Raw genomic sequence first — 22949 nt, forward strand, 5'->3', positions numbered from 1 at the left:
TGCCTTCTCTCAACGTTCGAGGTGTTGCAGTTTATTTTCTTTACCGTTCCATTCGTCGGCGTCAGGCAAAGGCTTGACAGACCGGCTGATGGTTGGGTAATCAGCACTGAGCTCGGCGTTGATGGCGATAAACTTCATTTGGTCCTGGGGTACATCTTCTTCAGCGAAAATGGCATTCGCAGGGCATTCGGGTATACAGACGGCGCAGTCGATGCATTCGTCCGGATCGATAATCAGAAAATTGGGGCCTTCCTTGAAGCAATCAACCGGGCAGACATCGACGCAGTCGGTGTATTTACATTTGATGCAGTTTTCGGTCACGACGTGAGTCATTACCACTCCAGATTAAATATTTATTTGTCAAACTAGGATTTTACCTAATCTTTAGGGGAATATGCTCAAAACCCTATAGCTGTGATATGGTTATGAAAACATCTATGACGTTACCATGATCATCCAATCCCTACTCGATACAGACCTGTATAAGTTCAGCATGATGCAGGTGGTACTGCATCACTTTCCGGGGGCACAGGTCGAATACCGGTTCAAATGCCGCTCCAAAGGCATTGACCTGCAGCCGTATATCGAAGAAATCCGCAGCGAAATCCACGAGTTGTGCCAACTCAAGTTTTCCGAAGACGAGCTGGACTATCTGCGTAATCTGCGCTTTATCAAAGGGGATTTTGTCGAGTTTCTGGGGCTGTTTCATCTGCCCGAGAAATGCATTTCCGTTACCCCAGGCCAGGAACCGGGCGAAATCTCGATTGAGGTCAAGGGCTCCTGGCTGCACACCATCCTGTTCGAAATACCCGTACTGGCTATTGTCAACGAAGTGTATTTTCGCAACAAGGCGCCGGGCCTGCACTACGAAGAGGGGCGACGGCGCCTTGAAGAGAAAATCCAGCTGATCACCAGCTCGGCCGATATGGCTCACTTCAAGGTGGCCGAATACGGCACCCGCCGCCGTTTTTCCGGCGAGTGGCACCACGAAGTGGTGCAGACACTACAAAAACAGATGGGCGTCAACTTTGCGGGCAGCAGCAACGTGTTGATGGCCAAGCAATATGGTGTCACGCCTTTGGGAACCATGGGCCACGAGTATTTGCAGGCCTGCCAGGCATTGGGACCGCGCTTGCGTGACTCCCAGGTCTTTGCCTTGGAAAAATGGGCTATGGAGTATCGGGGCGACTTGGGGATTGCGCTGTCCGATGTGTACGGAACCAACGCATTCCTGCGTGATTTCGATATGTATTTCTGCAAGCTGTTCGATGGCGCCCGGCATGATTCGGGCGATCCGTTCGAATGGGGCGAGCGGTTGCTGGCCCACTACCGCAATAACCGGGTTGATCCGTCCACCAAGACATTGGTGTTTTCCGACGGCTTGAGTTTTCCGGTGGCCATGGATATCCATCGGCGCTTTAGCGGACGCTGCAAAGTGTCCTTCGGGATTGGCACCAATCTGACGAACGATTTGGGTGTCAAGCCGTTGCAGATCGTCATGAAAATGGTGCGTTGTAATGGGCAGCCGGTCGCCAAGGTTTCGGACGAACCGGAAAAAACCATGTGCGATGATCCGGCCTATCTGACTTACCTGCGTCACGTCTTTGACCTGCCGCCTGCGTGATTGAAAAAACGACATTCTGTTTGCGCCGCAATCGTGTTGGCTGTGTGATAATGCACGCTTTCGACAACGATCAAACAGGAGTCAATCATGAGTGAGATCAAGCGCACCAACGTAGGCAGCCGCCTTTCCGATATGGCCGTATTCAACGGCGTAGCCTATCTTGCCGGCCAGGTGCCCGACGATGCCACGCTCGATATGGAAGGCCAGACCAAGCAAGTGCTGACCACCATCGATTCCCTGCTCAAGGAAGCGGGTACCAGCAAGGAGCGTTTGCTGATGGTGCAGATCTTCGTGGCCAACATGAAGGAATTCGATCAAATGAACAAGGCCTGGGACGAGTGGGTTTCAAAAGAAAATGCCCCGCCACGCGCCACCATCGAAGCCCGTCTGGCCAACCCGGACTATAAAGTGGAAATCGTCGCAACGGCGGCGCTGTAAGCTCGCAATTTATCCGATAATGCGCAAGTAACGACGCCGGCCAGTCACGCGCTGGCGCCCGTCGACAACAGCGGCGGGCGCGCTATGTTACCTGCCTATGTTACCTACATTCCCTGCGCCGTCCATAACACTCACCTTGACATCGTTGTTGCACTGGCGGGCACCCGCACGCTGCGGCGCTGGCCCGACGCCATGCGTGACGACGACGATGACATCCGGATTCCTCCTTTGCGGGTGGCTACGCCCGATGAAAAGCAGGTTGTGTCGGCAGGCCAGTTCCCGATTGATAGACCGCAAGGCGGCGCAACAGAGGCTTACAGCAGCGCGAACAGGGTTGCACCGATTTCCCCAGCCTGCTGCTGTTGTGTCTCGGAGAGCGTTTTGGGCGCCAGAATGGACTCTTCGGTATCGCTGCGCATATTCAGGATAATACCGGGCACCTGTTCATTGAGCCGCCAGCCGCTGCAAATGCGCCGCAACTGGCGCAGCGCGCCTTCACCATCGCTGCCGGCGGTAATGATCACACCGAAAATGCGGCCTTCTATACGGTGCAGCACCGGATAATACAAGCGGTCGAGGCACTCCTTCATCTGGCCGCTGAGCGAAGCCAGATTTTCCGGTGCGCAAAACAGGTATGCGCCCGCTTCAAGCATATCTTGGGGCGTCACGTCGCAGGCACGCTTGAGGTAGACGTTGCGGTGGGGCTCGCCAAGCTCGTTGCGGATCGCCTGCGCCGCCTTGTAAGCCTGCCTTGCCGCGGCTTCGGCGGCACCGGTTCTGGAGTGCCACACGATCAGCAGCGAGTTGCCGGTAATATCATTTGACATAGAATAAAATGCCGGCAGGTCCGGCGGCAATAAAGTGACGCCAGTCCTTATGGGTGCTACAAGCCGGCAACGCGTCTCCTGTCGATAAACGGTTGGTGGGACGAGACAGCAATGCGCGCCAATCTGCGCAGGCAGTCTGCGAGCCAGGGGCAGGGCGCTGGTCTGATCTTGCAGCGCATCTGGTTGTGCTACAAGGAATTTGCGGTTGCCGCCGGCTATTTACTGTACTCGTCAAATTGTCTACCGGATAAACAAATCACGCAAGCCTGCTCTTTTTTGGCCAGCGGCGTTAAAATACCTATTTGTACAAACATGCCGTTGCTGGCCCGATCGTTTCTGTCCGCCTGGTGTTGCCATGATGGATTGACAATCAGGGAACGCAGGCTGTTGCCACTTTTATTGACATTTCCAATATATCCACCTGCTCCCGCTTATGAAAACAACAGAACCCGAGTTCATACCGGATTCCTTCCAGGACAACGCATGGATGAATGCCGTATGTGCCGGTCTGGACGATGCTGGCCGCAAAATGGTGGAGCAGGCCGTCGCCTGGTGCGACCCGATTTTGCAGGATGCATCCATCGCAACCGGCGAGCCGTCCATCCATCACGCCAAGGGCATGTTGCAAATCCTCTGCCAGTTGCAACTGGATGCCGCTACGCTGGTTGCGGCATTGGTGCTGGCCATCCCCATTGATCTGGAGGACGATTCTGCGCGGGATCAGAAAAATGAGCTTATCAAGCTTTTCGGACTGGAAACCTTCAGTTTGATCAACGGCTCGCGGGCGCTGTTACGGATCGGGGCGATCGCGCGCAACGCCTCATCGCAAGGGCACAACGAATCGTCCGGCCAGCGGGAAATGCTGCGCAAGATGCTGCTGGCGATGGCCAGCGACCTTAGGATTGTGTTGATTCGCCTGGCGTCGCGCCTGCAAACGCTGCGCTGGTACGCTGAAACCAAAAATCCGTGCCCGATCGAACTGGCCGAAGAAACGCGGGACGTCTATGCGTCCCTGGCCAACCGACTGGGTATCTGGCAAATCAAGTGGGAAATGGAAGACTTGTCTTTCCGGTTCCTGTCGCCCGATATCTATAAGGATATTGCTCGCAAACTCGAGGGCAAGCGCATCGAACGCGAAGCGCGCATCCAGTGCCTGACCGACGACATCGCCGGATCGCTGGCCGATATGGGTATCGAGGCCGACGTGTCGGGGCGCGCCAAGCATATCTACAGTATCTATAACAAAATGCGCAACAAGCGTCTGACGTTTGACCAGCTGTATGACCTGCTGGCCATCCGCATCATTGTTGCCAATGAGCGGGACTGCTATGCCACGCTGTCGCTGCTGCAAGCCCGCTGGACGCCGGTCATGAACGAGTTTGATGACTACATCGCGCGTCCCAAGCCCAATGGTTACCGGTCTTTGCATACGGTGCTCCAAACCACTGATGGGCATACTTTCGAAGCTCAGATTCGCACCCGCAAGATGCACGATTTTGCCGAGTACGGGATGGCGGCGCACTGGCGTTACAAAGAGGCGGGTCCCAAGGGCGGCCAGATCGCTGCCGTGTCCATGTACGACCGCCAGGTGTCCTGGATGCGCCAGTTGCTGGCATGGCGCAAGGAAGTCGGCCTGCCGGTCAACGATCCACCGGATAGTTCTCTCCAGGCATCGACCGCAGCCGCAAAGGCACCGGTCGATGCAGCGGTGCCGGCCGCACCGGAGCCCAAAGTAGGGCAGTCCCGGCAGGAACGCCACAATACAAAAGCGGCTGAACGCATTTATGTGCTTACGCCGCAGGCGCGCGTTATCGAATTGCCTGAAGGCGCCACGCCGGTAGATTTTGCCTATCATCTTCATACAGACCTGGGGCATCGCTGCCGGGGCGCGCGGGTAGACGGGCAGATGGTGGCGCTCAATACCAAGCTGCTCAACGGGCAGACGGTGGAAATCATCGCCGCCAAGTCAGGCGGACCGTCGCGTGACTGGGTCAATACCCAGCTGGGATATCTGGCCAGCCCGCGTGCCCGTGCCAAGGTGCGATTGTGGTTCAACGCCATCGAACTGCAAAAGCGGATAACGACCGGTCAGGATCTGGTGGAAAAGGAGTTGGCCCGGCTGGGCAAAACAGCGGTCAATCTGGAGCAGCTGGCTGAGCGCCTGGGCTTTGCCAACAGCGATGATCTGTATGTCGCTGTTGCCAAGGATGAATTCAGTCTGCGACAGATCGCGACGGCCTTTCAGGAACCTGATCCTGACCCCGGCGCTGCGTACGATACCATCGTGGCGCGCGAGTCGGGGGCGCAAAGCGCGGTCAAGACTGGCAAAAGCGGTGTGCTGGTGGTCGGCGTCGATTCACTGCTTACGCAACTGGCCCGGTGCTGTCATCCGGCGCCTCCGGACCCGATCAGCGGCTTTGTCACGCGGGGGCGGGGCGTGTCCATTCACCGCAGCGATTGCCCCTCGTTTGCGGTCATGAAAAACAAAAGCCCCGAGCGTGTTATCGAGGTTGCCTGGGGAGATACCGAAGATACGGTCTATCCGGTCAATATAGCCATCCATTCGCAGGATCGTAGCGGCCTGCTCAAGGATCTGACTGAATTGTTTTCTCGCATGAAACTGAATGTGGTGGGTGTCAACACGCAGAGCAAGGCCTCGATTGCCCATCTGCATTTCACCGTTGAGGTGCGGGACGGCGAACAGCTGCGAAAGGCCATGAACGCCATATTGGATATCCCCGGAATTATCAGCGCTGCACGTTGTTAAAACATGTAAAATAGCCCTTTACTGCTCGTCTGAACCCGACGCCAGGAGCCAATTTGACTGCTTATTCCTTTCCCGACAACAGGGGCCATTTCGGCCGTTACGGTGGCGTTTTTGTCGCCGAAACGCTGATGCACGCTGTTTCGGAACTGAATGACGCCTATGAAAAGTACAAGGAAGACCCTGATTTTGTCGCTGAGTATCGGTACGAACTGGCGCATTTTGTCGGGCGTCCCAGCCCGGTCTATCACGCCCGCCGCTGGTCTGAGCAGCTGGGCGGGGCGCAAATCTGGTTCAAGCGCGAAGACCTGAACCATACCGGTGCGCACAAGATCAACAATTGTATTGGGCAAATCCTGCTGGCACGCAAAATGGGCAAAAGGCGCATTATTGCGGAAACCGGCGCGGGCCAGCATGGCGTCGCGACGGCGACGGTGGCTGCGCGCTATGGGATGGAATGCGTAATCTATATGGGCGCCGAAGACGTGCGGCGGCAGGCTTCAAACGTGTACCGCATGAAGCTGCTGGGGGCGACGGTGGTGCCGGTAGAATCCGGATCGCGTACCCTCAAAGATGCCCTGAACGAAGCCATGCGTGACTGGGTCGCCCGCATTGACGACACCTATTACATTATCGGCACTGTTGCTGGTCCTCATCCCTATCCGGTGATGGTGCGAGACTTCCAGCAAATCATTGGCCAGGAGTGCATAGAGCAGATGCCGGCCTGTGCCGGTCGCCAGCCGGATGCGGTCATCGCCTGTGTTGGTGGCGGTTCCAATGCAATGGGCATTTTCTATCCGTATCTGTCGCATGCCAAGGTCAAGCTGATCGGCGTTGAAGCCGCCGGCCAGGGACTGGATACGCCCCGTCACGCGGCCTCCATCAACGGCGGCCGGGTGGGCGTCCTGCATGGCAATCGCACTTACGTACTGCAGAATCGCGACGGGCAGATTCAGGAAACCCATTCTGTATCGGCCGGGCTTGATTACCCCGGTGTCGGGCCTGAACACGCCTGGCTGCACGACAGTAAACGCGCCACCTATGTGGCCGTAGGCGACAATGCTGCCCTGGACGCGTTTGGCCAATGCTGCCGTCTGGAAGGCATCATGCCGGCCCTGGAGTCGGCGCATGCGCTGGCCTACGCAGCGACGTTGGCTCCCACCCTGTCACGCGACTCCATTTTGCTGGTGTGCCTGTCGGGCCGCGGCGACAAGGATATGCATACCGTTGCCGAATATACCGGCATTGCGTTGTAAGGAGCGGTAATGAGCCAGCAACGGATCAATAAAACATTTGCAAGGCTGGGACGGCGTACTGCCCTGATTCCTTACATCGCGGCAGGTGACCCGAATCCGGCGGCAACAGTTCCGCTCATGCACGGGTTGGTCAGGGCCGGGGCCGATATTATCGAGCTGGGCGTGCCTTTTTCCGATCCCATGGCCGATGGCCCCGTGATTCAGCAGGCCACAGCACGCGCCATTGCTCGGGGCGTGGGCTTGCGCGATGTGCTGGACATGGTCGCCGTGTTTCGCAAGATGGACCAAAGCACGCCAGTCGTCTTAATGGGCTATGCCAATCCGATTGAAGCCATGGGTCAGCAACAGTTTGCAGCCCAGGCAGGCAAATCGGGCGTGGACGGGATATTGATTGTAGACTGTCCGCCAGAAGAATATGATGATTTTGCCGGCGATCTTCGCGCCCAGGGGATTTCGCCTATTTTTCTACTGTCGCCCACCTCTACGGAGGCGCGGATCCAGGCAGTGGCAAAACGGGCCGAAGGGTATCTTTACTACGTGTCCCTCAAAGGCACTACCGGGTCATCGGCCATTGATATCAGCCAGGTGCGCGAACGAGTCGCAAGCATCAAAAAACATGTATCCATTCCGGTTGGTGTCGGTTTCGGCATTCGCGATGCAGCCAGTGCTGTGCAGGTTGCCGAAGCCGCCGACGCAGTCGTTATCGGCAGTCGCCTGATCGAAACCATGACACAAGCGATCGCCCAACATCCATCGGCCAACCCGTCCGACGTGGCAGTAACCGCTGCCGGGGACTGGCTGCGCGAGATCCGGCAGGCGCTGGATCAGAACAGAAAATAAGCATTCAGAAATAAGGATTGACAATGAGTTGGCTAGACAAGATTCTTCCACCGCGCATCAACAAAAAGACAGAGCAGCAGGGGCGACGTGTGCCCGAGGGCCTGTGGGTCAAATGCCCGTCCTGCGAGTCGGTGCTGTATAACGACGACCTGGTCGAGACGGTCCATGTATGTCCAAAATGCAGCCACCATATGCGATTGAACGCGCGTGCGCGGATTGACGCGCTGCTGGACACAGACGGTCGTGTAGAAATCGGCGAAGGCATTCGCTCTACTGACCCCCTCAAGTTCAAGGATAGCCGCAAGTATCCCGAAAGGCTGGCCGAAGCCACGCAAAAATCAGGCGAATCTGATGCGCTGGTTGTCATGAGCGGCAGCATCTGTACCGTTCCCGTTGTGCTTGCCTGCTTTGAATTCGATTTTATGGGTGGGTCCATGGGCTCGGTCGTGGGCGAGCGCTTCGTGCGGGGCGTTCGCGCGGCTATCCAGAACAAGACACCGTTTATCTGTGTGGCTGCCTCTGGCGGTGCCCGCATGCAGGAAAGCCTGTTCTCGCTGATGCAAATGGCAAAAACCAATGCCATGCTGACCCGCCTGTCCCAGGAAGGACTGCCGTTTGTCAGTGTGCTGACCGACCCGACAATGGGCGGCGTTTCTGCAAGCTTCGCGTTCATGGGCGATGTCGTCATTGCCGAGCCTAAGGCGCTTATCGGTTTTGCCGGTCCGCGCGTGATCGAGCAGACCGTTCGCGAACAGTTGCCTGAAGGGTTTCAGCGTGCCGAATTCCTGCTTGAAAAAGGCGCGGTGGACATGGTGATTGACAGACGCGAACTGCGTACGGAACTGGCGCGACTGATGGCCCTGCTCACACGCCAATCCAGTGAAGCAGTGTCTGTCTGAGGCAGGAGGCGCCGATGGATTCTGACGCTTTTCGACTCGAAAAAACGCTGACCTACCAGCTGCATCAGTTATCCAAACTGATCGATCGGCGTGTCGACTACTCAGATATTCAGCGCATCGCTCTGAATGCCGGGGAAGGGCGCACGATCGCCGTTCTGGGCTATTACGGGACCTTGTCAGTGATTCAGCTGGCCCGGCTGGCCAACCTGGATAAGAGCCAGGCAAGCAGGGCAGTCGTGTCGCTGGTTGAAAAAGGCATCATAGAAAAACGCAGCGACAGTCGGGACGCAAGAGCATTTGAACTGTTTTTGACCCCGACTGGGCAGCTGGTTTACACCGATATCGTAGACCTGATTGTCCAGCGCAACGAAGTGGCGCTCAAATCCCTCACTCCTCGCGAAAAACAGACGTTGTTCGGGCTGTTTAGCAAAATCCACCAGAATCTGACTGATTAACGGGCATGCGAGCGCCGCGTTTAACCTGCGTGCGCTGCCGCTGTATCACGGGTAAATACCCATATCCAGTTGCTTGAATTTAGTTGATTTTTCAATTAAACTGCCAAAAAATAGTGCCTCAGGGCTTGCGGCACTTCAGGATAACAGCGTCAGGAGACTTCTTATGCACCAGCCCTTGCGGCAACCGCGCGCCTCTCTGTATCACCCTTATACCGTCTATGCCCCATACCACCCCGGCGCAGGGCAAGACGCAACAGCGCCGGTAACTATTGTAGGCGGCGGCCCTATCGGGCTGGTTACCGCGCTTATTCTGGCGCGCCACGGCATCCGCTCGAACGTGCTGATATCGGAATGCCAGGTGACCGAGGGTAGCCGGGCCATTGTTTTTACCAAACGTTCAATGGAAATCCTGGATTTTGCCGGCGTCGCAACGCGCATCTTGACCAAGGCGCTGCCCTGGACCAGTGGCAACTCGTACTATAAAGGTGAACGGGTATTTCGCATGGAAACGCCGGTCGATGATAACGACAGTTTCGCGCCGCTGAATAATCTGCAGCAGAACTGGCTGGAAACCTATTTGGTTCAAGCTGCGCAGGCGCAGCCGCTGATCCGCTTGTGCTGGGGTAATCGGCTCACCTCTTTTGCCCAGGACGAATCGGGCGTTGCCCTGGTCATTGATACGCCTGAAGGCGAATATACCTGCCGCACTCACTGGCTGGTCGCCGCCGACGGCGCCCGCTCCACGGTGCGCCAGCAACTTGGGCTTGCCCTGGAAGGCGACAGCTATGAAGGCCGGTTTGTTATTGTAGATATCCGCATTGATCTGGATCTGCCTACGGAGCGGCTGGCGTTCTTTTCGCCCAACTGGAATCCTGGCAATACGATTTTGATGCATAAAGAGCCGGACAATATCTGGCGTTTTGATTATCAGCTGGGGGCCGACGTCAGCAGCGAAGAAGCGCTCAAACCCGAGAATCTGGCGGCAGCGGTCAATGCGCAACTGCAGATGATGGGCTACCAGGATAAATGCTGGGAAATGGACTGGGCTTCGGTCTATTCGGCGCGTGCGCTCACCTTGCCCGACTATGTGCATAAACGGGTCATGTTTGTGGGGGATGCGGCTCATTTGCTTCCTATTTTTGGCGTAAGAGGCGCCAATACCGGGTTTCAGGATGCGATGGATCTAGGCTGGAAACTGGCGGCGGTCGTCAATGGCCAGGCTGACACTGCGTTGCTGCAAACCTACAGCACTGACCGGGTAAACGCTGCGCGTGAAATCATCGCAGAGGCGGGCAAAGCCCGGGTGCTGGCCGTGACCGTGCCAGAGCGTCTGGCTTTGCTGCCTGATGTGCCTACTATGGCCCAGGAAGGGGTGGGCGATTTTGTTGCTTATGCCTGGCAGGGCCTGGTCGGTCCGGCGGGCATGCCCGACGAGGTCGTGAAAAAGCTGGATTCGGATCTGAAAGCCACGCTGGAAAGTGAGACGGTGAGCAAAAAAGTGCAGGCGCTGGGCGTAGAGATCATGCCCATGACCTCATCCGAATTCAAATCCTATTCCGACAAGGAACGCGAAGACTGGGCCAAGATTATCAAGGCGGGGAACATCACGCTGCAATAAAGCTACGCAGCAACAAAACCACGCGTTGCGATAGGGACGCGGTGTTCACGTTTATCGCAGCAGACAAATAAAAAGCCCCTTGTCATTGCACCGTGTTTTAACACAGCGCTACAGACAAGGGGCTTTTTCCATTGTACGGCCTGTTTCCAGTATTGGAGACAGGCCGGCAGTGGTTTACTCGTCGCGGGTTTCCACGATTTCCAATGGTTCCGCCTGAGCCTTGCTACGCGCCTTGCGAGGCCGTCCGGCAGGTTTTGGAGGAGGGGCCATCATCGCGTCTTCCGTGAGTCCGGAGCGGGTCTCTACCCATTCCATACCGACGCCAGAAACGATTTCTTTAAGCGCTTCCTTGTTGGTCTCAACGGCGGGAGCAGAAATGGCAGCCGGTGCTGGAACTGGCGTCGGAGCCGATACAGCAGCTGCAGCCGCCACCGGTTCTTTAGTCGTTTCCGCAGGTTTTGGCTCCGCCTGTTGGTCTGACTGTTCGGCAGGGGCCTGAGCCTGTGTCCCGGCATTTTCCGCGACTTGGACAGGTGTCTCGGTCGCAGCAATGCTGGCGGCTGCTGTCGCGGCAGTGTCAGTCGCAGCAGCTACGGCTGGTTCCACTGGCTCAGCGGGTGCGGCCGGTGTCACTGCGTCAACGGGGGTTGATCGCGCAACGGGCTCGGATGCAGCCGCCGGTTCGGCCAGGGCAGCCACCGGATGATCAGCGGCTGGTGCAGCGGTTGCTGCGGTTTTGGTCGCAGTGGTATCCGACACGGTAGTCGACTGATCGCTTTGCGCCGACGATGCGGTATCGCCAGAAGCCGCATTGTTTTCTGCCGGTGTTGTGACAGCCTTGCTTTCTGCGGCGTCAGCTTGTGCTGTTGTGACGGCATCAGCAGCGGCAGTGGCACCCGCGCCTGTGGCGAGCATAACTTCGTTGGGCACGAAAGACGTTTTTTCGGTTTCTGCCGTCTCTACCGAATCATTCTGACGACGGCCACGACGGCTGCGACGACGACGACGACGCGGTTCAGTATCACCGGTCTGGGTATCTTCGCCTTCCGTTGCACGATCGTTTTCCTCTTCGGAATCGTCATCAATCAGATCCTGTTCGAGTGGCGTCGGACGGGTAGCAGCTTCTGCGCTGGCCTGACGGCTACGGCGTGGTGCCGGTGCTGCTTCGGTCTGCGCGGTCTCCGGCGTCTGTGCCTGCTCGGTATTTTCTGTTGCTACTGCTGTTGTGACTTCGGTCTCATCGCCTGTGTTGCGGCGGTTGCGGCCTCGTCCACGGCGGTTACGACTGCGGCCACCGCTGTCTTCCGTACTTGCGTTCGCCTGGACATTGGCGCTGGCTGGCGCCTTGCCGTCGGCAGCGGTATCCTGAGTGTCGCTATCGTCCTGCTTGCGCTGGCGTCCACGTGGATTGCGGCGGTTTTCGCCTCCTTCCTCGGATTTGGCCGATGTGCGTTTATCACCACGACGATTGCGTCCACCGCGCTCGCCCCGTTCGCCGCTGGCAGCGGTGCGTGAGCCACCGCGTGCATTGCGCCCACCCGGTTTTTCGGTGGTAGATGCGTCTTTTTGCGGTTCTGCAGGTGCGGCCGTTTTTGGACCGGCCAGCCACGACAGGATTTTCTGGAACATGCCGCCGATGCTTGGCGCCGCTGCTGCGCTCACCTGAGGCTGCGCAACGACTTGTGGTTTGATTGCGCTAGGCGCAGGCTGGTCAGGAGAAATCCCTTTAACCAGAGCCTCGGGGCGCTCGTTGTGTTCGGATTTGTCCTTGGTTGATTCCCATGTGACCGTGGTTTCCGGCGCTTCGATCAGGTCAATGCTGGCCTTGGGATCATCCAGACGGGAATCATCGTAGCGGATGCGTTCGATATGATGGTGCGGCGTCTCGAAATGCTTGTTCGGAATCAGTACCAGATTGACTTTCAGGCGAGATTCGAGTTTGACGATATCGGCCCGTTTTTCGTTCATCAGGAACGTTGCCACTTCCACAGGCACCTGTGCGTGCAGGGCAGCGGTATTTTCCTTCATGGCCTCTTCCTGCAACAGGCGCAGCACATTCAGGGCGCTGGATTCGACGTCACGGATGACGCCTGTGCCGTTACAGCGTGGGCAGGTAATATGGGAGCCTTCGTTCAGGGCCGGACGCAGGCGCTGACGCGATAGTTCCATCAGGCCGAAACGGGAGATTTTTCCCATCTGGACCCGGGCGCGATCCACATGCAGGGCATCGCGCAGTTTCTGTTCGACGGCACGCTGGTTTTTGTTGTCTTCCATGTCGATGAAGTCGATCACGATCAGACCACCCAGGTCGCGCAGGCGCAGCTGGCGAGCCACTTCTTCGGCTGCTTCCAGATTGGTGCGCATGGCGGTTTCTTCAATATCGGCACCACGGGTAGAGCGGGCCGAGTTCACGTCAATAGCGACCAGGGCTTCTGTGTGGTCAATAACCACAGAGCCGCCGGAAGGCAACTGGACGGTACGTGAATATGCGGTTTCGATCTGGTGTTCGATCTGGAATCGCGAAAACAGGGGAATATCATCCTGATAGCGTTTGACGCGATTGACGTTGTCAGGCATGACGTCCTGCATGAATGCCGTTGCCTGTTGCGTAATGGCCTCGGTGTCAATCAGGATTTCACTGATGTCCGGCGAGAAATAATCGCGGATGGCGCGAATAACCAGGCTTGATTCCTGGTAAATGAGGACAGGAGCAGGGTAGTCTTTGGCGGCGGCATCAATGGCTGTCCAAAGTTGCAGCAGGTATTTCAAGTCCCACTGCAGTTCGGGAACGCTGCGGCCAATACCGGCGGTACGGGCTATGATGCTCATGCCCGAAGGCAAGTCAAGTTGCTCCATGGCATCGCGCAGTTCCTGGCGATCTTCGCCTTCGATGCGACGCGATACGCCACCACCACGCGGGTTGTTGGGCATCAGGACCAGATAGCGGCCTGCCAGGGAAATGAACGTAGTCAGGGCAGCGCCCTTATTGCCGCGCTCTTCCTTTTCTACCTGAATAATGAGTTCCTGGCCTTCGTGCAGGGCGTCCTGGATGCGTGCACTGCGCACATCCACGCCTTCCTTGAAGTAGCTGCGGACCACTTCCTTGAAAGGAAGAAACCCGTGGCGATCGTGACCATAGTTGACAAAGCAGGCTTCCAGGCCGGGTTCAATACGTGTAATGACCCCTTTGTAGATGCTTCCCTTGCGTTGTTCACGGCCGGCGGTTTCGATATCGATGTCGATCAGCTTCTGGCCATCGACAATCGCAACGCGTAATTCTTCTTGATGCGTTGCGTTGAATAACATGCGTTTCATAGAGCAGTTTCTCCGTTAAACGAGAGCAACGAACGCCGTTGCACTCACCACGAATAACTGGTGAAACGTACGAATAGACGACTGACTCGCGCGGATCCCGCGCGAGGTCGGGGCGCTTTATGTGGGACTGTCTGCCGTCGGATGTCGACGTGCAGCAGAGCCAGTCAGAAAATTAACAGAGTAAAGTAATTTCAATTGTTGAATTCTTCTGTGTTTTATCCTGCCGTTTCCTTGCGGTGCCGTCAGGACAAAATAAAAACCAGGGCGCTTCGTTCATTCTGTACGCTATAAACACAATGGCGGTGATATCTGTGGGCAGATGATGTATGGCCTGCCGCGTTGATAACAGATACGACAGGCGCCGCAGTGTTTATAAACCAGTCACTCAAAAGACTGAAATACAGATAGCGGATTGACGTTAGGACGGTACAATGCGTATTTGGCTGACGGGCGGAGACCTGCTTGCAGTTTCTTGGACTACGGGTTTCTCAACGCCGGACGGTTTTAATTCAGTCTTTTTGTGGTCTCCGAATTATAAGGCTCTTTTGAGTATGTGCAAACAAACTTCTGATAAAAAACCAACTTTTTCTGTTCGGCTGGTACGGGCAGACGCCGGATCCGACGGTCAGCGCATCGATAATTTTCTCATCCGCGAGTGCAAAGGGGTGCCCAAAAGCCATCTTTACAAGGCTATCCGCAGCGGCCAGGTTCGCGTCAACAAGGGGCGGGTGCAGGCCGAATATCGGGTAAAAGACGGCGATGAAATCCGGATTCCCCCCTTGCGGGTGGCCACGCCCGATGAAAAGCGGGTGGTGCCGGCAGGCCAGTTTCCGATTGTTTTCGAGGATGATGCGCTGATTGTCATCGATAAACCGTCGGGTGTCGCGGTCCACGGCGGCAGCGGCGTCTCTTTCGGGGTTATCGAGCAGATGCGGGCGGCCCGGCCCGAGGCGCGGTTCCTGGAACTGGCCCATCGTCTGGACAAAGAAACTTCGGGATTGCTGATTATCGCCAAAAAGCGCGCCGCACTGGTCGCGTTGCACGGCATGTTCAAAGAGAGCCGCGGGCGCAAGTGTTATCTTGCCCTGGTCGAGGGTGACTGGGTTAATGACCGGCAACATATACGGCTACCCCTGGAAAAATACCTGACCCGCGATGGCGAGCGGCGGGTGCGGGTTCGTCCCGAAGGCAAGGCGGCCCATACGATAGTGAGCAAGGAAGCGCGTTTTGGCCGCTATACGCTGGTCAAGGCCGAGCTGCGCACCGGACGTACCCATCAGATTCGGGTGCATCTGGCCGCCAGTGGTTTTCCTATCGTGGGCGATGAAAAATATGGCAATGATGAGACTCGCATTGCGTTTGCCCGGCAGGGGTTTGCCCGCATGTTCCTGCATGCGCATACGCTGGAAATCCCGCATCCTGTAACGCAGGAGCCCTTATCGCTGACTGCGCCGCTGCCCGACGTGTGCCGGCAATTGCTCGATCGTTTGGCTGTCCGCCGCTGAGCGCGGACGCCTTTGTGGTTGGCGCAAGCGGCGTCACAGCAGGAACTTCAGCTTATTGTTGTTTAAATGCACCGCTCCCCTCCTAATTTCACCATATGGAAAATAGAATGCGTTATTCACTTGCCATCTTCGATTGGGATGGAACCCTCATGGACTCCACCCATACCATTGTCGCAGCCATCCAGGCCGCCTGTCGTGATATGGGACTGCCTGTGCCCGGCGTGGCGCAGGCCAGTTGGGTCATCGGGCTCTCGCTCGATGAGGCGCTGCATCGCGCGGTGCCTGATCTGACGCCGTCTCAGTTGCCGCGGTTCCTTGAGCGCTATCGCATCCATTACCTGCTCAGGGATCCTGATTTGCGCATGTTCGATGGCATTATCGGTATGCTCGATGCATTGAAGGCCGAGGGGGTGCTGATGGCCGTGGCCACGGGTAAAAGCCGTGTCGGGCTGGACCGGGTATTGACCGGCATGAACCTGGGGCATTATTTTGATGTCTCCCGTACTGCAGATCAGACATTCAGCAAGCCACATCCGAGAATGCTTGAGGAAATTCTGGAGGAACTGGCGGTGCCGGCCGCACAGGCGGTCATGGTGGGCGATACCTCGCATGACATCCAGATGGCTCAGGCTGCTGGTGTGGACAGCATTGCGGTCACGTATGGCGCGCACAGTGAACAAGAGCTGGTTGCCAGCAAGCCAACCCTGATTGCGGAAACGCCGACGCAATTACAATCGTTTTTGCTGGAACATTGTCGAAAAATGGCTGTCTAACTTTCCAAGTTGCAATATTCATCATTATTGCTGTCATTTTTTGCGCCAGCAAGCCACCGGAGCCAACCATGTCCATACGCCCGCGCTATCCCCATATTCCGTCTTCCCAGATTACCCCTGAGCCAGTCTGGCAAGCCAGGCGGCAGTGGATGCAACACATGGCCGGCATCGCTGCCGGAACCGGGCTGGCGGGCCTGGGCGCAACGCTACCGCAGGTGGCTGGCGCGGCAAATACGTTGCCAGCGATTGCCGGCATGCAACCGAACCCGCAATATGCTGCAGCGAAAATCGATCGCAAGCTCACCACGGAAAAAGACATTACGTCTTACAATAATTTTTACGAATTCGGGACTGGCAAGGGCGACCCGCTCGATTATTCGGGAAAAATGCGCACAGAGCCCTGGCAGGTGCAGATAAGTGGTGAGGTGGAAAAGCCGCGAACTTTCGACCTGGATGAGCTGGTCAAGCTGGCGCCGCAGGAAGAGCGGGTGTACCGGCTGCGGTGCGTCGAAGCCTGGTCTATGGTGATTCCGTGGGTGGGCTATCCGCTATCGGCGCTGCTCAAACAGGTGCAGCCCACCAGCAAGGCCAAATTTGTCCAGTTTGTGACCGATACTCAGCCCGAAGCGATGCCTGGGCTGAGCGATCGTATTATCCCGTGGCCCTACCGCGAGGGGCTGCGCATGGACGAAGCCATGAATCCGCTTACCCTGCTGACTTTCGGGCTTTACGGCAAGCGCCTGCCCAACCAGAACGGCGCGCCATTGCGCATTATTGTTCCCTGGAAATACGGTTTCAAGTCGGGCAAGTCCATTGTCAAAATCGTGCTGTCCGAAACCATGCCCGAAACCAGTTGGGTGGCCATTGCCCCCTCTGAGTACGGCTTTTATGCGAATGTGAACCCGGATGTCCCGCACCCACGCTGGAGCCAGTCGCATGAGCGCGTGATCGGCGGCGGCTTCTTTGATCCCAAAGTGCCAACCTTGAAATTTAACGGCTATGGGGAGCAGGTCGCCTCACTTTACAGCGGAATGGATTTGCGTGCCAATTATTGAGCAACAGGGTGTTCTTTATGTCTGAATCTACCAGCGCGGCCCCGCCGGCGGCCAGCGCCAGGGCTGCCTCTCTGATGCGCAGGCGCTGGACGGCCAGCCAGGTGGCGCGCTTTAAACCCGTGCTGTTTTTGCTCTGCCTGATCCCTTTTTTGCGCTGGTTCTACCTGGGATATAACGATGGCCTGACGGCCAATCCCGTCGAGTTCATTACCCGTTCCTCAGGTTTCTGGACGCTGGCCATGTTGTTGCTTACGCTTGCGGTCACACCTGTCCGGCAAATACTGGATCAGCCGGCACTGGTCCGTGTGCGGCGCATGCTGGGGCTGTTTGCTTTCTTTTATGTCGTGCTGCATTTGCTGACCTGGATCGTGCTCGATCGCAATATGGACCTGTCGTCCATGATCAAGGATGTGCTGGATCGCACCTTCATTTTTGTCGGCATGGCGGCATTCTTGCTTATGGTGCCCCTGGCGCTAACGTCTACGCAGGGCTGGATGCGCCGATTGGGAATGAAATGGACGCGTTTGCACCGGAGTATTTATGCCATCGGCGTGCTTGGTATCGTGCATTTCTGGCTGATGCGGGCAGGCAAGAATGACTTTGCCGAGCCGATTCTGTATGGTACGCTGCTGGCTCTGTTGCTGCTCTGGCGGATCGTGCGGGCATGGCGAAATCGGCGGCGCTCGGCTGCGGTCTAGGGACGTTTTGCTTCGTCGGGCACTGCTGGGCTGTGGCCTGCGCCAGAGAAGATTTAACGCAAAAAGAGGGCGGGATCATGCAAAGACGGGCCTGGTTGCTACTGGCGGCTGCGGCATTGGGGCTAGGCGCCTGCACCACGGGCTTGCCCATAGATACATCGCTGCGCGCTTCCGGCCAGGATAGCCGGGTTCGCTTTATTGTGCTGCACTATACCTCGGAAAATCGCAGCGACTCCCTGCGCTTGCTTACCCAGGATCGGGTCAGCGCACATTATTTGATCACCGAAGAGCCGGTCAGGATATTTTCGCTGGTCGACGAAAGTCGGCGCGCCTGGCATGCGGGGCTGAGCCAATGGTTTGAATACCCAAACCTGAACGCTATGTCCATTGGTATTGAGATTGTCAATGCCGGGCCTCTGGACGTAGCGCGCACTCGCTGGGCGCCATACACATCATCACAGATCAGAGTGCTGGCGGCGTTACTGCGCGACATCCAGTCGCGTCATCACGTGAGTGCCTGGAATATTGTGGCGCATAGCGATATCGCGCCCTTGCGCAAGAGTGACCCTGGTCCCGCGTTTCCCTGGCGGGAGCTGGCCCTGCAGGGGCTGGGGCGCTGGTATGACGAAGCCGCGGTTGCTCAACGCATCCCGCTGATCAGCGCACGTGCGCTGGCAGATGCCTCGTATATTCAGGGGTTGCTGGCGCGCATCGGTTACCCGATAGTGCAAAGCGGCGTATGGGACTCGCAGACCCGGCGGGTTGTTCGTGCATTCCAGATGCATTATCGGCCGGCAGAGTACAGCGGTCGCCTCGACAGGCAGACCGTGGCCATTGCAGAAGATCTGGCGCGCCAGATGCCTGCGCTGCAACAATAGCGCTTGCGTTCAACGGGCGCAGTGGCAGCGCTAGGCCAGAAACAGGAACAATGTCGGAAATTTGTCCAGATCCGGTTGCGGGCGCCGTTTCCAGCCGGCAATGGTGTCGGTTCTGATCCATTCATCTGCCGTTGTCAGCGCGCGGGCAATGCACAGTCGGGTTGCCGGATTCAGGGTCTCGAGCAGCGTTGCGAACATGGCCATATTGCGGTACGGGGTTTCAATGAACAATTGCGTCTGGTTGTGGCGGGACGATAGCTGTTCCCAGCCTTTGAGCTGCTTACTGCGTTCGGCTGGCGCAATAGGCACATAACCGTGAAACGTAAAGCGCTGTCCATCCAGGCCGCTGGCCATCAGGCCCAGCAGAATGGATGAGGGGCCTACCCACGGCACGACCTGAATACCCAGTTGATGGGCCAGCAGCACGACGCGCGCGCCGGGGTCGGCCACTGCGGGGCAGCCGGCATCCGATACCAGACCGATGTCACCGCGGGTCTCGGTCAGCCAGCGACGGATGTCCGCTTCGGGTGTTTTTGTACCCAATGTGTGAATCGTAATGTCCTGGATTGCGCCTTCGGTGCCGGTTTGCTTCAGATATGCGCGGGCGGTTTTGGCATTTTCGGCAATATAGGTCTTCAGAATGGAAGCCTTCTGTTGCGCGCCGGCAGGCAGCCATTGTTCCAGGGCAGCGCTGCCCAGGCTGACAGGAAGCAGGTGAAGCGTACTGATCATAACGATTGAGCCAGAAGAGTGGGGTTAAGGTCGAAACTGCGCAGCATGCGGGACAGTTCGATCAGGGGCAGCCCGATGATGGCAGTCGGGTCGTCGCTGTGCATCGATTGCATCAGGCTGATGCCCAGGCCTTCGGCCTTGGCGCTGCCTGCGGTGTCAAATGGCTTTTCCACGGCCAGGTAATGCTCGATTTCCTCGTCTGTCAGCTCGCGGAATACGCAGCGCGTCACCACATCGGCAACGGCGCTGCGTGTGCCATTGGTCACAGCCAGCGCACTGTGGAAAGCGACGGTTTTCCCGGACAGCTCGCGTAACTGCGCAAAGGCACGCTCATGTGTTCCTGGTTTTCCTATCGGCTGGCCGTCGTGAGTGGCAACCTGATCGGAGCCGATCACCACGCTGCCCGGATATTGGTCGGCGACATGCTGCGCCTTGGCCAGTGACAGGCGCTGCGACAGGGCTTCGGGTGCCTCGCCAGGCAGGGCAGACTCGTCTATACCGGGGGAAATGGCCTCAAAGGGCAGGCCCAGCCGCTGCAGCATGGTCTTGCGATAGACGGACGATGACGCGAGAATAAGACGCGAAGGGGAAAATGACATGGTTTTCATTGACTTATCGGAGGTGAACAAGTTATTATCTTATGTTTTCCGGGGAATGTGTGGGTGAGCACTGAAAACCCGCAGCGAAATTTCTGGAAAAGACCGAATTTGTTTGCCAGAACCTGGTCGGCGTGTGATCAGGGTTATAAGTCTGAGGTGTATAAATATTTGTTATTTATACACCGTTTGTAATATAACCCATTTGATTAATCCGCTTGAAAATGTTCCGCAGGCAGATATCTGTAATACAATATCTGGCTATTTTATGAAACCCGGTCATCCTGTGATCGACGTACTGGATTTTATCTCCCGCGGTGCAGAGCAAAGCGGCGAGACGCCTCTGTCGGCATTTTCACGGATTAGCGATCTACTGCCAGCGCAGGTGTTGCCTTCGGGCGATGCTGATGGCGCCGGGGCTGATGTAGATGGCCTGGTACGCTGGTCTGTGCGTGGAGAGCGCACCCAACACGGAATACGTTATCTTCATCTGGAAGTCAGCGCCCGGCCGATACTTATCTGCCAGCGTTGCATGCAACCTTTTGTCTATGAAGTCGACAGTGCCGTGCCACTGGAAGTAGTAACCAACCAGGCGTCGCTGGACGACGATACCGAGTTCGATGATCCAGATATGGAAGGCCCGGACCGGATTCTGGCCCAGGCCAGTCAATCGGTGCTGGAATTGGTGGAAGACGAATTAATTCTGAGTCTGCCCTACATACCCAGGCATGATTATGCATGCGTGCAGTATGACAATCAGGAAACGCCCGAAGGGGCAGACAAAAAACCATCGCCGTTTGCGGCGTTGGCAGCTTTAAAGAAGCAGTAACTTAACCTATTTTCTGCATAATTTTCGGGTTGTGCAGTTTTATTTTCGGAGTCATCATGGCCGTTCAACAAAACAAAAAGACACCTTCAAAACGCGGTATGCACCGTTCGCACGATTTTCTGACCGCACCAGCGACAGCGATCGAGCCAACCACAGGTGAACTGCACCTGCGTCACCACATCAGTCCCAACGGCGTATATCGTGGCCGCAAAGTTCTGAAAACTAAAAACGACGAATAATTCTCTGTTTAACCGGTAAGGGAAGAAGCCGTCTGTCGGTGCTGTTGTCCGATACGTTCCTGGCCGTTTCTCGTGTATTACCGTAACGGAAACATTATTTATAGTGATCAGAATTGCAATTGACTGTATGGGAGGCGATCACGGCCTTCCCGTCACCGTTCCGGCGGCCGTTCAGGTCGCCGCAAAGTTTCCTGATACCTGTTTTCTATTGGTGGGTCTACCTGATCAGGTAGCCGCTGCCCTGAAGCAGGCACGTCCGGCCAATCCCGCGCAATTTGAAATTGTCGCCGCGTCCGAAGTGGTTACCATGGACGATCCGGTTGATATGGCGCTGCGCAAGAAAAAAAATTCCTCCATGCGCGTCGCGGTGACCTGCGTCAAGGAGGACCGTGCCGATGCCTGCGTCTCTGCTGGAAATACCGGTGCCTGGATGGCCATTTCCCGCTACGTTCTCAAAACCATGGATGGTATTGATCGTCCTGCCATTGCTGCAGCTATTCCCAATCAGCGAGGCGGCACTACGACCGTGCTTGATCTGGGTGCCAATGTGGATTGTTCGGCAGAGCATCTGCTTGAATTTGCCATCATGGGCACGGCATTGTCGCAATCGGTTGAGCACATCGAGAATCCCAGTATCGGCCTGCTCAATATCGGGCAGGAGGCCATCAAGGGCAATGATGTGGTCAAGGAAGCGGCCGAGTTGCTGCGCGCCAGCAACCTGAACTTTTACGGCAATGTCGAAGGCGACGATATCTTCAAGGGCACCACCAATGTGGTGGTCTGCGACGGTTTTGTCGGCAACGTTGTGCTCAAGTCCGTTGAAGGTTTGTCCAAGATGATCGGCAGCATGATTCGTGATGAGTTCTTGCGCAATCCGTTCACCATGGCCGCTGGTCTGTTCGCAAGGCCTGTTCTGAACCGCTTTCGCAATCGGGTTGATTCGCGTAACCATAACGGTGCGGCCTTGCTTGGTCTGCGTGGCGTTGTCATCAAAAGTCACGGTTCTGCCGATATCTACGCTTACACCATCGCGCTTGAGCGCGCCCGCGAGGCGGTTGCCAGCAAACTGCTGGAAAAAACCTCCAGCTCTGTGCTGCAGATCAGTCAGCTCATTCGCTCAAAAAATACGGAAAGCAGCGCATAATAGTCATAAAAACTATAAAATTGCCTGCTTTACTTATTTAAATTGTCTTCGGAGCCATACATGACTTATTCAACCATCGTGGGTACGGGAAGTTATTTACCCCCCAACTGTGTCACCAACACGATGCTTGCTCAAGATATGGCCCAGCGGGGTCTTGAAACGTCCGACGAATGGATTGTGACCCGTACTGGTATACATCAACGGCATTTGGCCGATCCTGGCGTGACCTCCAGCGAACTGGGCTTTCTGGCCGCTGAAAAGGCGCTTGCCGATGCCGGTATTGCTGCGGCTGACCTTGATCTGATCATTGTCGCGACGTCCACTCCCGATTTCATTTTCCCCAGTACTGCCTGCCTGATTCAGGCAAAACTTGGCAACAAGGGCGGCGCTGCGTTTGATGTCCAGGCCGTCTGCAGTGGTTTTGTATATGCGCTGGCCATCGCCGACAGCTTTATCCGGGCAGG

The 22949-nt window shown here is 56.6% G+C and carries 21 protein-coding genes and 1 pseudogene; 17 read left to right on the plus strand and 5 right to left on the minus strand.

Features of this window, described 5'->3' with window-relative positions:
- Positions 1-9 precede the first annotated feature (9 nt).
- On the minus strand, positions 10-333 hold the full coding sequence (gene fdxA / locus ACTIKR_RS13585; protein WP_193087151.1) for a ferredoxin FdxA: 324 nt from the start codon (positions 331-333) through the stop codon (positions 10-12).
- A gap of 115 nt (positions 334-448) precedes the next feature.
- Between fdxA and pncB the strand changes: the two genes are divergently transcribed.
- Positions 449-1624 (plus strand): nicotinate phosphoribosyltransferase, encoded by a 1176-nt coding sequence (pncB, locus tag ACTIKR_RS13590; RefSeq protein ID WP_193087150.1) that lies wholly within the window; start codon positions 449-451, stop codon positions 1622-1624.
- An 87-nt stretch (positions 1625-1711) separates the two neighbouring features.
- Positions 1712-2062 carry a RidA family protein gene (locus ACTIKR_RS13595; RefSeq protein WP_128394499.1) on the plus strand — a complete coding sequence of 117 codons (351 nt, stop codon included), beginning with the start codon at positions 1712-1714 and terminating at the stop codon, positions 2060-2062.
- Between the two features lie 314 nt (positions 2063-2376).
- On the opposite strand, the gene ACTIKR_RS13600 is transcribed toward ACTIKR_RS13595, so the two are convergent.
- Positions 2377-2889, minus strand: coding sequence for a flavodoxin family protein (locus tag ACTIKR_RS13600; RefSeq protein WP_193087149.1), 513 nt, complete (start codon positions 2887-2889; stop codon positions 2377-2379).
- 433 nt (positions 2890-3322) lie between these two features.
- Between ACTIKR_RS13600 and ACTIKR_RS13605 the strand changes: the two genes are divergently transcribed.
- From ACTIKR_RS13605 to ACTIKR_RS13630, 6 genes are all read left to right on the plus strand, one after another.
- Positions 3323-5656 (plus strand): RelA/SpoT family protein, encoded by a 2334-nt coding sequence (locus ACTIKR_RS13605; RefSeq protein WP_226816384.1) that lies wholly within the window; start codon positions 3323-3325, stop codon positions 5654-5656.
- Between the two features lie 53 nt (positions 5657-5709).
- Positions 5710-6909: a tryptophan synthase subunit beta gene (trpB, locus tag ACTIKR_RS13610; RefSeq protein ID WP_193087148.1), complete on the plus strand. Its 1200-nt coding sequence runs from the start codon at positions 5710-5712 to the stop codon at positions 6907-6909.
- A 9-nt stretch (positions 6910-6918) separates the two neighbouring features.
- Positions 6919-7749 (plus strand): tryptophan synthase subunit alpha, encoded by an 831-nt coding sequence (gene trpA, locus ACTIKR_RS13615; protein ID WP_193087147.1) that lies wholly within the window; start codon positions 6919-6921, stop codon positions 7747-7749.
- A 23-nt stretch (positions 7750-7772) separates the two neighbouring features.
- Positions 7773-8648: an acetyl-CoA carboxylase, carboxyltransferase subunit beta gene (gene accD, locus ACTIKR_RS13620; protein ID WP_193087146.1), complete on the plus strand. Its 876-nt coding sequence runs from the start codon at positions 7773-7775 to the stop codon at positions 8646-8648.
- A 14-nt stretch (positions 8649-8662) separates the two neighbouring features.
- On the plus strand, positions 8663-9103 hold the full coding sequence (locus tag ACTIKR_RS13625; protein ID WP_193087145.1) for a MarR family winged helix-turn-helix transcriptional regulator: 441 nt from the start codon (positions 8663-8665) through the stop codon (positions 9101-9103).
- Positions 9104-9266: 163 nt separating this feature from the next.
- The gene (locus ACTIKR_RS13630; protein WP_442328101.1) at positions 9267-10721 is read left to right on the plus strand and encodes a tripartite tricarboxylate transporter substrate-binding protein; all 1455 of its coding nucleotides are present in this window, start codon (positions 9267-9269) and stop codon (positions 10719-10721) included.
- Between the two features lie 174 nt (positions 10722-10895).
- Here the strand turns inward: ACTIKR_RS13630 and ACTIKR_RS13635 are convergent, their stop codons facing one another.
- Positions 10896-14036 (minus strand): Rne/Rng family ribonuclease, encoded by a 3141-nt coding sequence (locus ACTIKR_RS13635; RefSeq protein WP_193087141.1) that lies wholly within the window; start codon positions 14034-14036, stop codon positions 10896-10898.
- A 551-nt stretch (positions 14037-14587) separates the two neighbouring features.
- On the opposite strand from ACTIKR_RS13635, the gene ACTIKR_RS13640 reads away from it, so the two are divergent.
- The 5 genes from ACTIKR_RS13640 (at position 14588) to ACTIKR_RS13660 (ending at position 18945) form a co-directional block, all read left to right on the plus strand.
- Positions 14588-15541, plus strand: a complete 954-nt coding sequence (locus ACTIKR_RS13640) for an RluA family pseudouridine synthase (protein ID WP_193087140.1) — start codon at positions 14588-14590, stop codon at positions 15539-15541.
- Between the two features lie 107 nt (positions 15542-15648).
- Positions 15649-16314 carry an HAD-IA family hydrolase gene (locus tag ACTIKR_RS13645; RefSeq protein ID WP_193087139.1) on the plus strand — a complete coding sequence of 222 codons (666 nt, stop codon included), beginning with the start codon at positions 15649-15651 and terminating at the stop codon, positions 16312-16314.
- Positions 16315-16382: 68 nt separating this feature from the next.
- Positions 16383-17369: a protein-methionine-sulfoxide reductase catalytic subunit MsrP gene (msrP, locus tag ACTIKR_RS13650; protein WP_193087138.1), complete on the plus strand. Its 987-nt coding sequence runs from the start codon at positions 16383-16385 to the stop codon at positions 17367-17369.
- Between the two features lie 17 nt (positions 17370-17386).
- Positions 17387-18067 carry a sulfite oxidase heme-binding subunit YedZ gene (locus ACTIKR_RS13655; protein ID WP_370540152.1) on the plus strand — a complete coding sequence of 227 codons (681 nt, stop codon included), beginning with the start codon at positions 17387-17389 and terminating at the stop codon, positions 18065-18067.
- 77 nt (positions 18068-18144) lie between these two features.
- Positions 18145-18945 carry an N-acetylmuramoyl-L-alanine amidase gene (locus ACTIKR_RS13660; RefSeq protein ID WP_193087137.1) on the plus strand — a complete coding sequence of 267 codons (801 nt, stop codon included), beginning with the start codon at positions 18145-18147 and terminating at the stop codon, positions 18943-18945.
- A gap of 30 nt (positions 18946-18975) precedes the next feature.
- On the opposite strand, the gene ACTIKR_RS13665 is transcribed toward ACTIKR_RS13660, so the two are convergent.
- Together ACTIKR_RS13665 and ACTIKR_RS13670 are read right to left on the minus strand one after the other, a co-directional pair.
- A complete protein-coding gene (locus ACTIKR_RS13665; RefSeq protein WP_193087136.1) occupies positions 18976-19677 on the minus strand; it encodes an SAM-dependent methyltransferase in 702 nt (233 codons plus the stop codon).
- Positions 19674-20276: a Maf family nucleotide pyrophosphatase gene (locus ACTIKR_RS13670; RefSeq protein ID WP_193087135.1), complete on the minus strand. Its 603-nt coding sequence runs from the start codon at positions 20274-20276 to the stop codon at positions 19674-19676. Before ACTIKR_RS13670 ends, ACTIKR_RS13665 begins: the two co-directional genes overlap by 4 nt.
- 265 nt (positions 20277-20541) lie before the next feature.
- Between ACTIKR_RS13670 and ACTIKR_RS13675 the strand changes: the two genes are divergently transcribed.
- The 4 genes and pseudogenes from ACTIKR_RS13675 to ACTIKR_RS13690 form a co-directional block, all read left to right on the plus strand.
- The gene (locus tag ACTIKR_RS13675; protein WP_193087134.1) at positions 20542-21102 is read left to right on the plus strand and encodes a YceD family protein; all 561 of its coding nucleotides are present in this window, start codon (positions 20542-20544) and stop codon (positions 21100-21102) included.
- A 56-nt stretch (positions 21103-21158) separates the two neighbouring features.
- Positions 21159-21341, plus strand: a complete 183-nt coding sequence (gene rpmF / locus ACTIKR_RS13680) for a 50S ribosomal protein L32 (RefSeq protein WP_014750352.1) — start codon at positions 21159-21161, stop codon at positions 21339-21341.
- A 103-nt stretch (positions 21342-21444) separates the two neighbouring features.
- A complete protein-coding gene (plsX, locus tag ACTIKR_RS13685; RefSeq protein ID WP_193087133.1) occupies positions 21445-22485 on the plus strand; it encodes a phosphate acyltransferase PlsX in 1041 nt (346 codons plus the stop codon).
- 60 nt (positions 22486-22545) lie between these two features.
- Positions 22546-22949: pseudogene (locus ACTIKR_RS13690) on the plus strand (3-oxoacyl-ACP synthase); the annotation flags it as partial.

Origin of the sequence: Advenella sp. (genome assembly GCF_052108595.1) — a bacterium.
GTDB lineage: Bacteria > Pseudomonadota > Gammaproteobacteria > Burkholderiales > Burkholderiaceae_B > Advenella.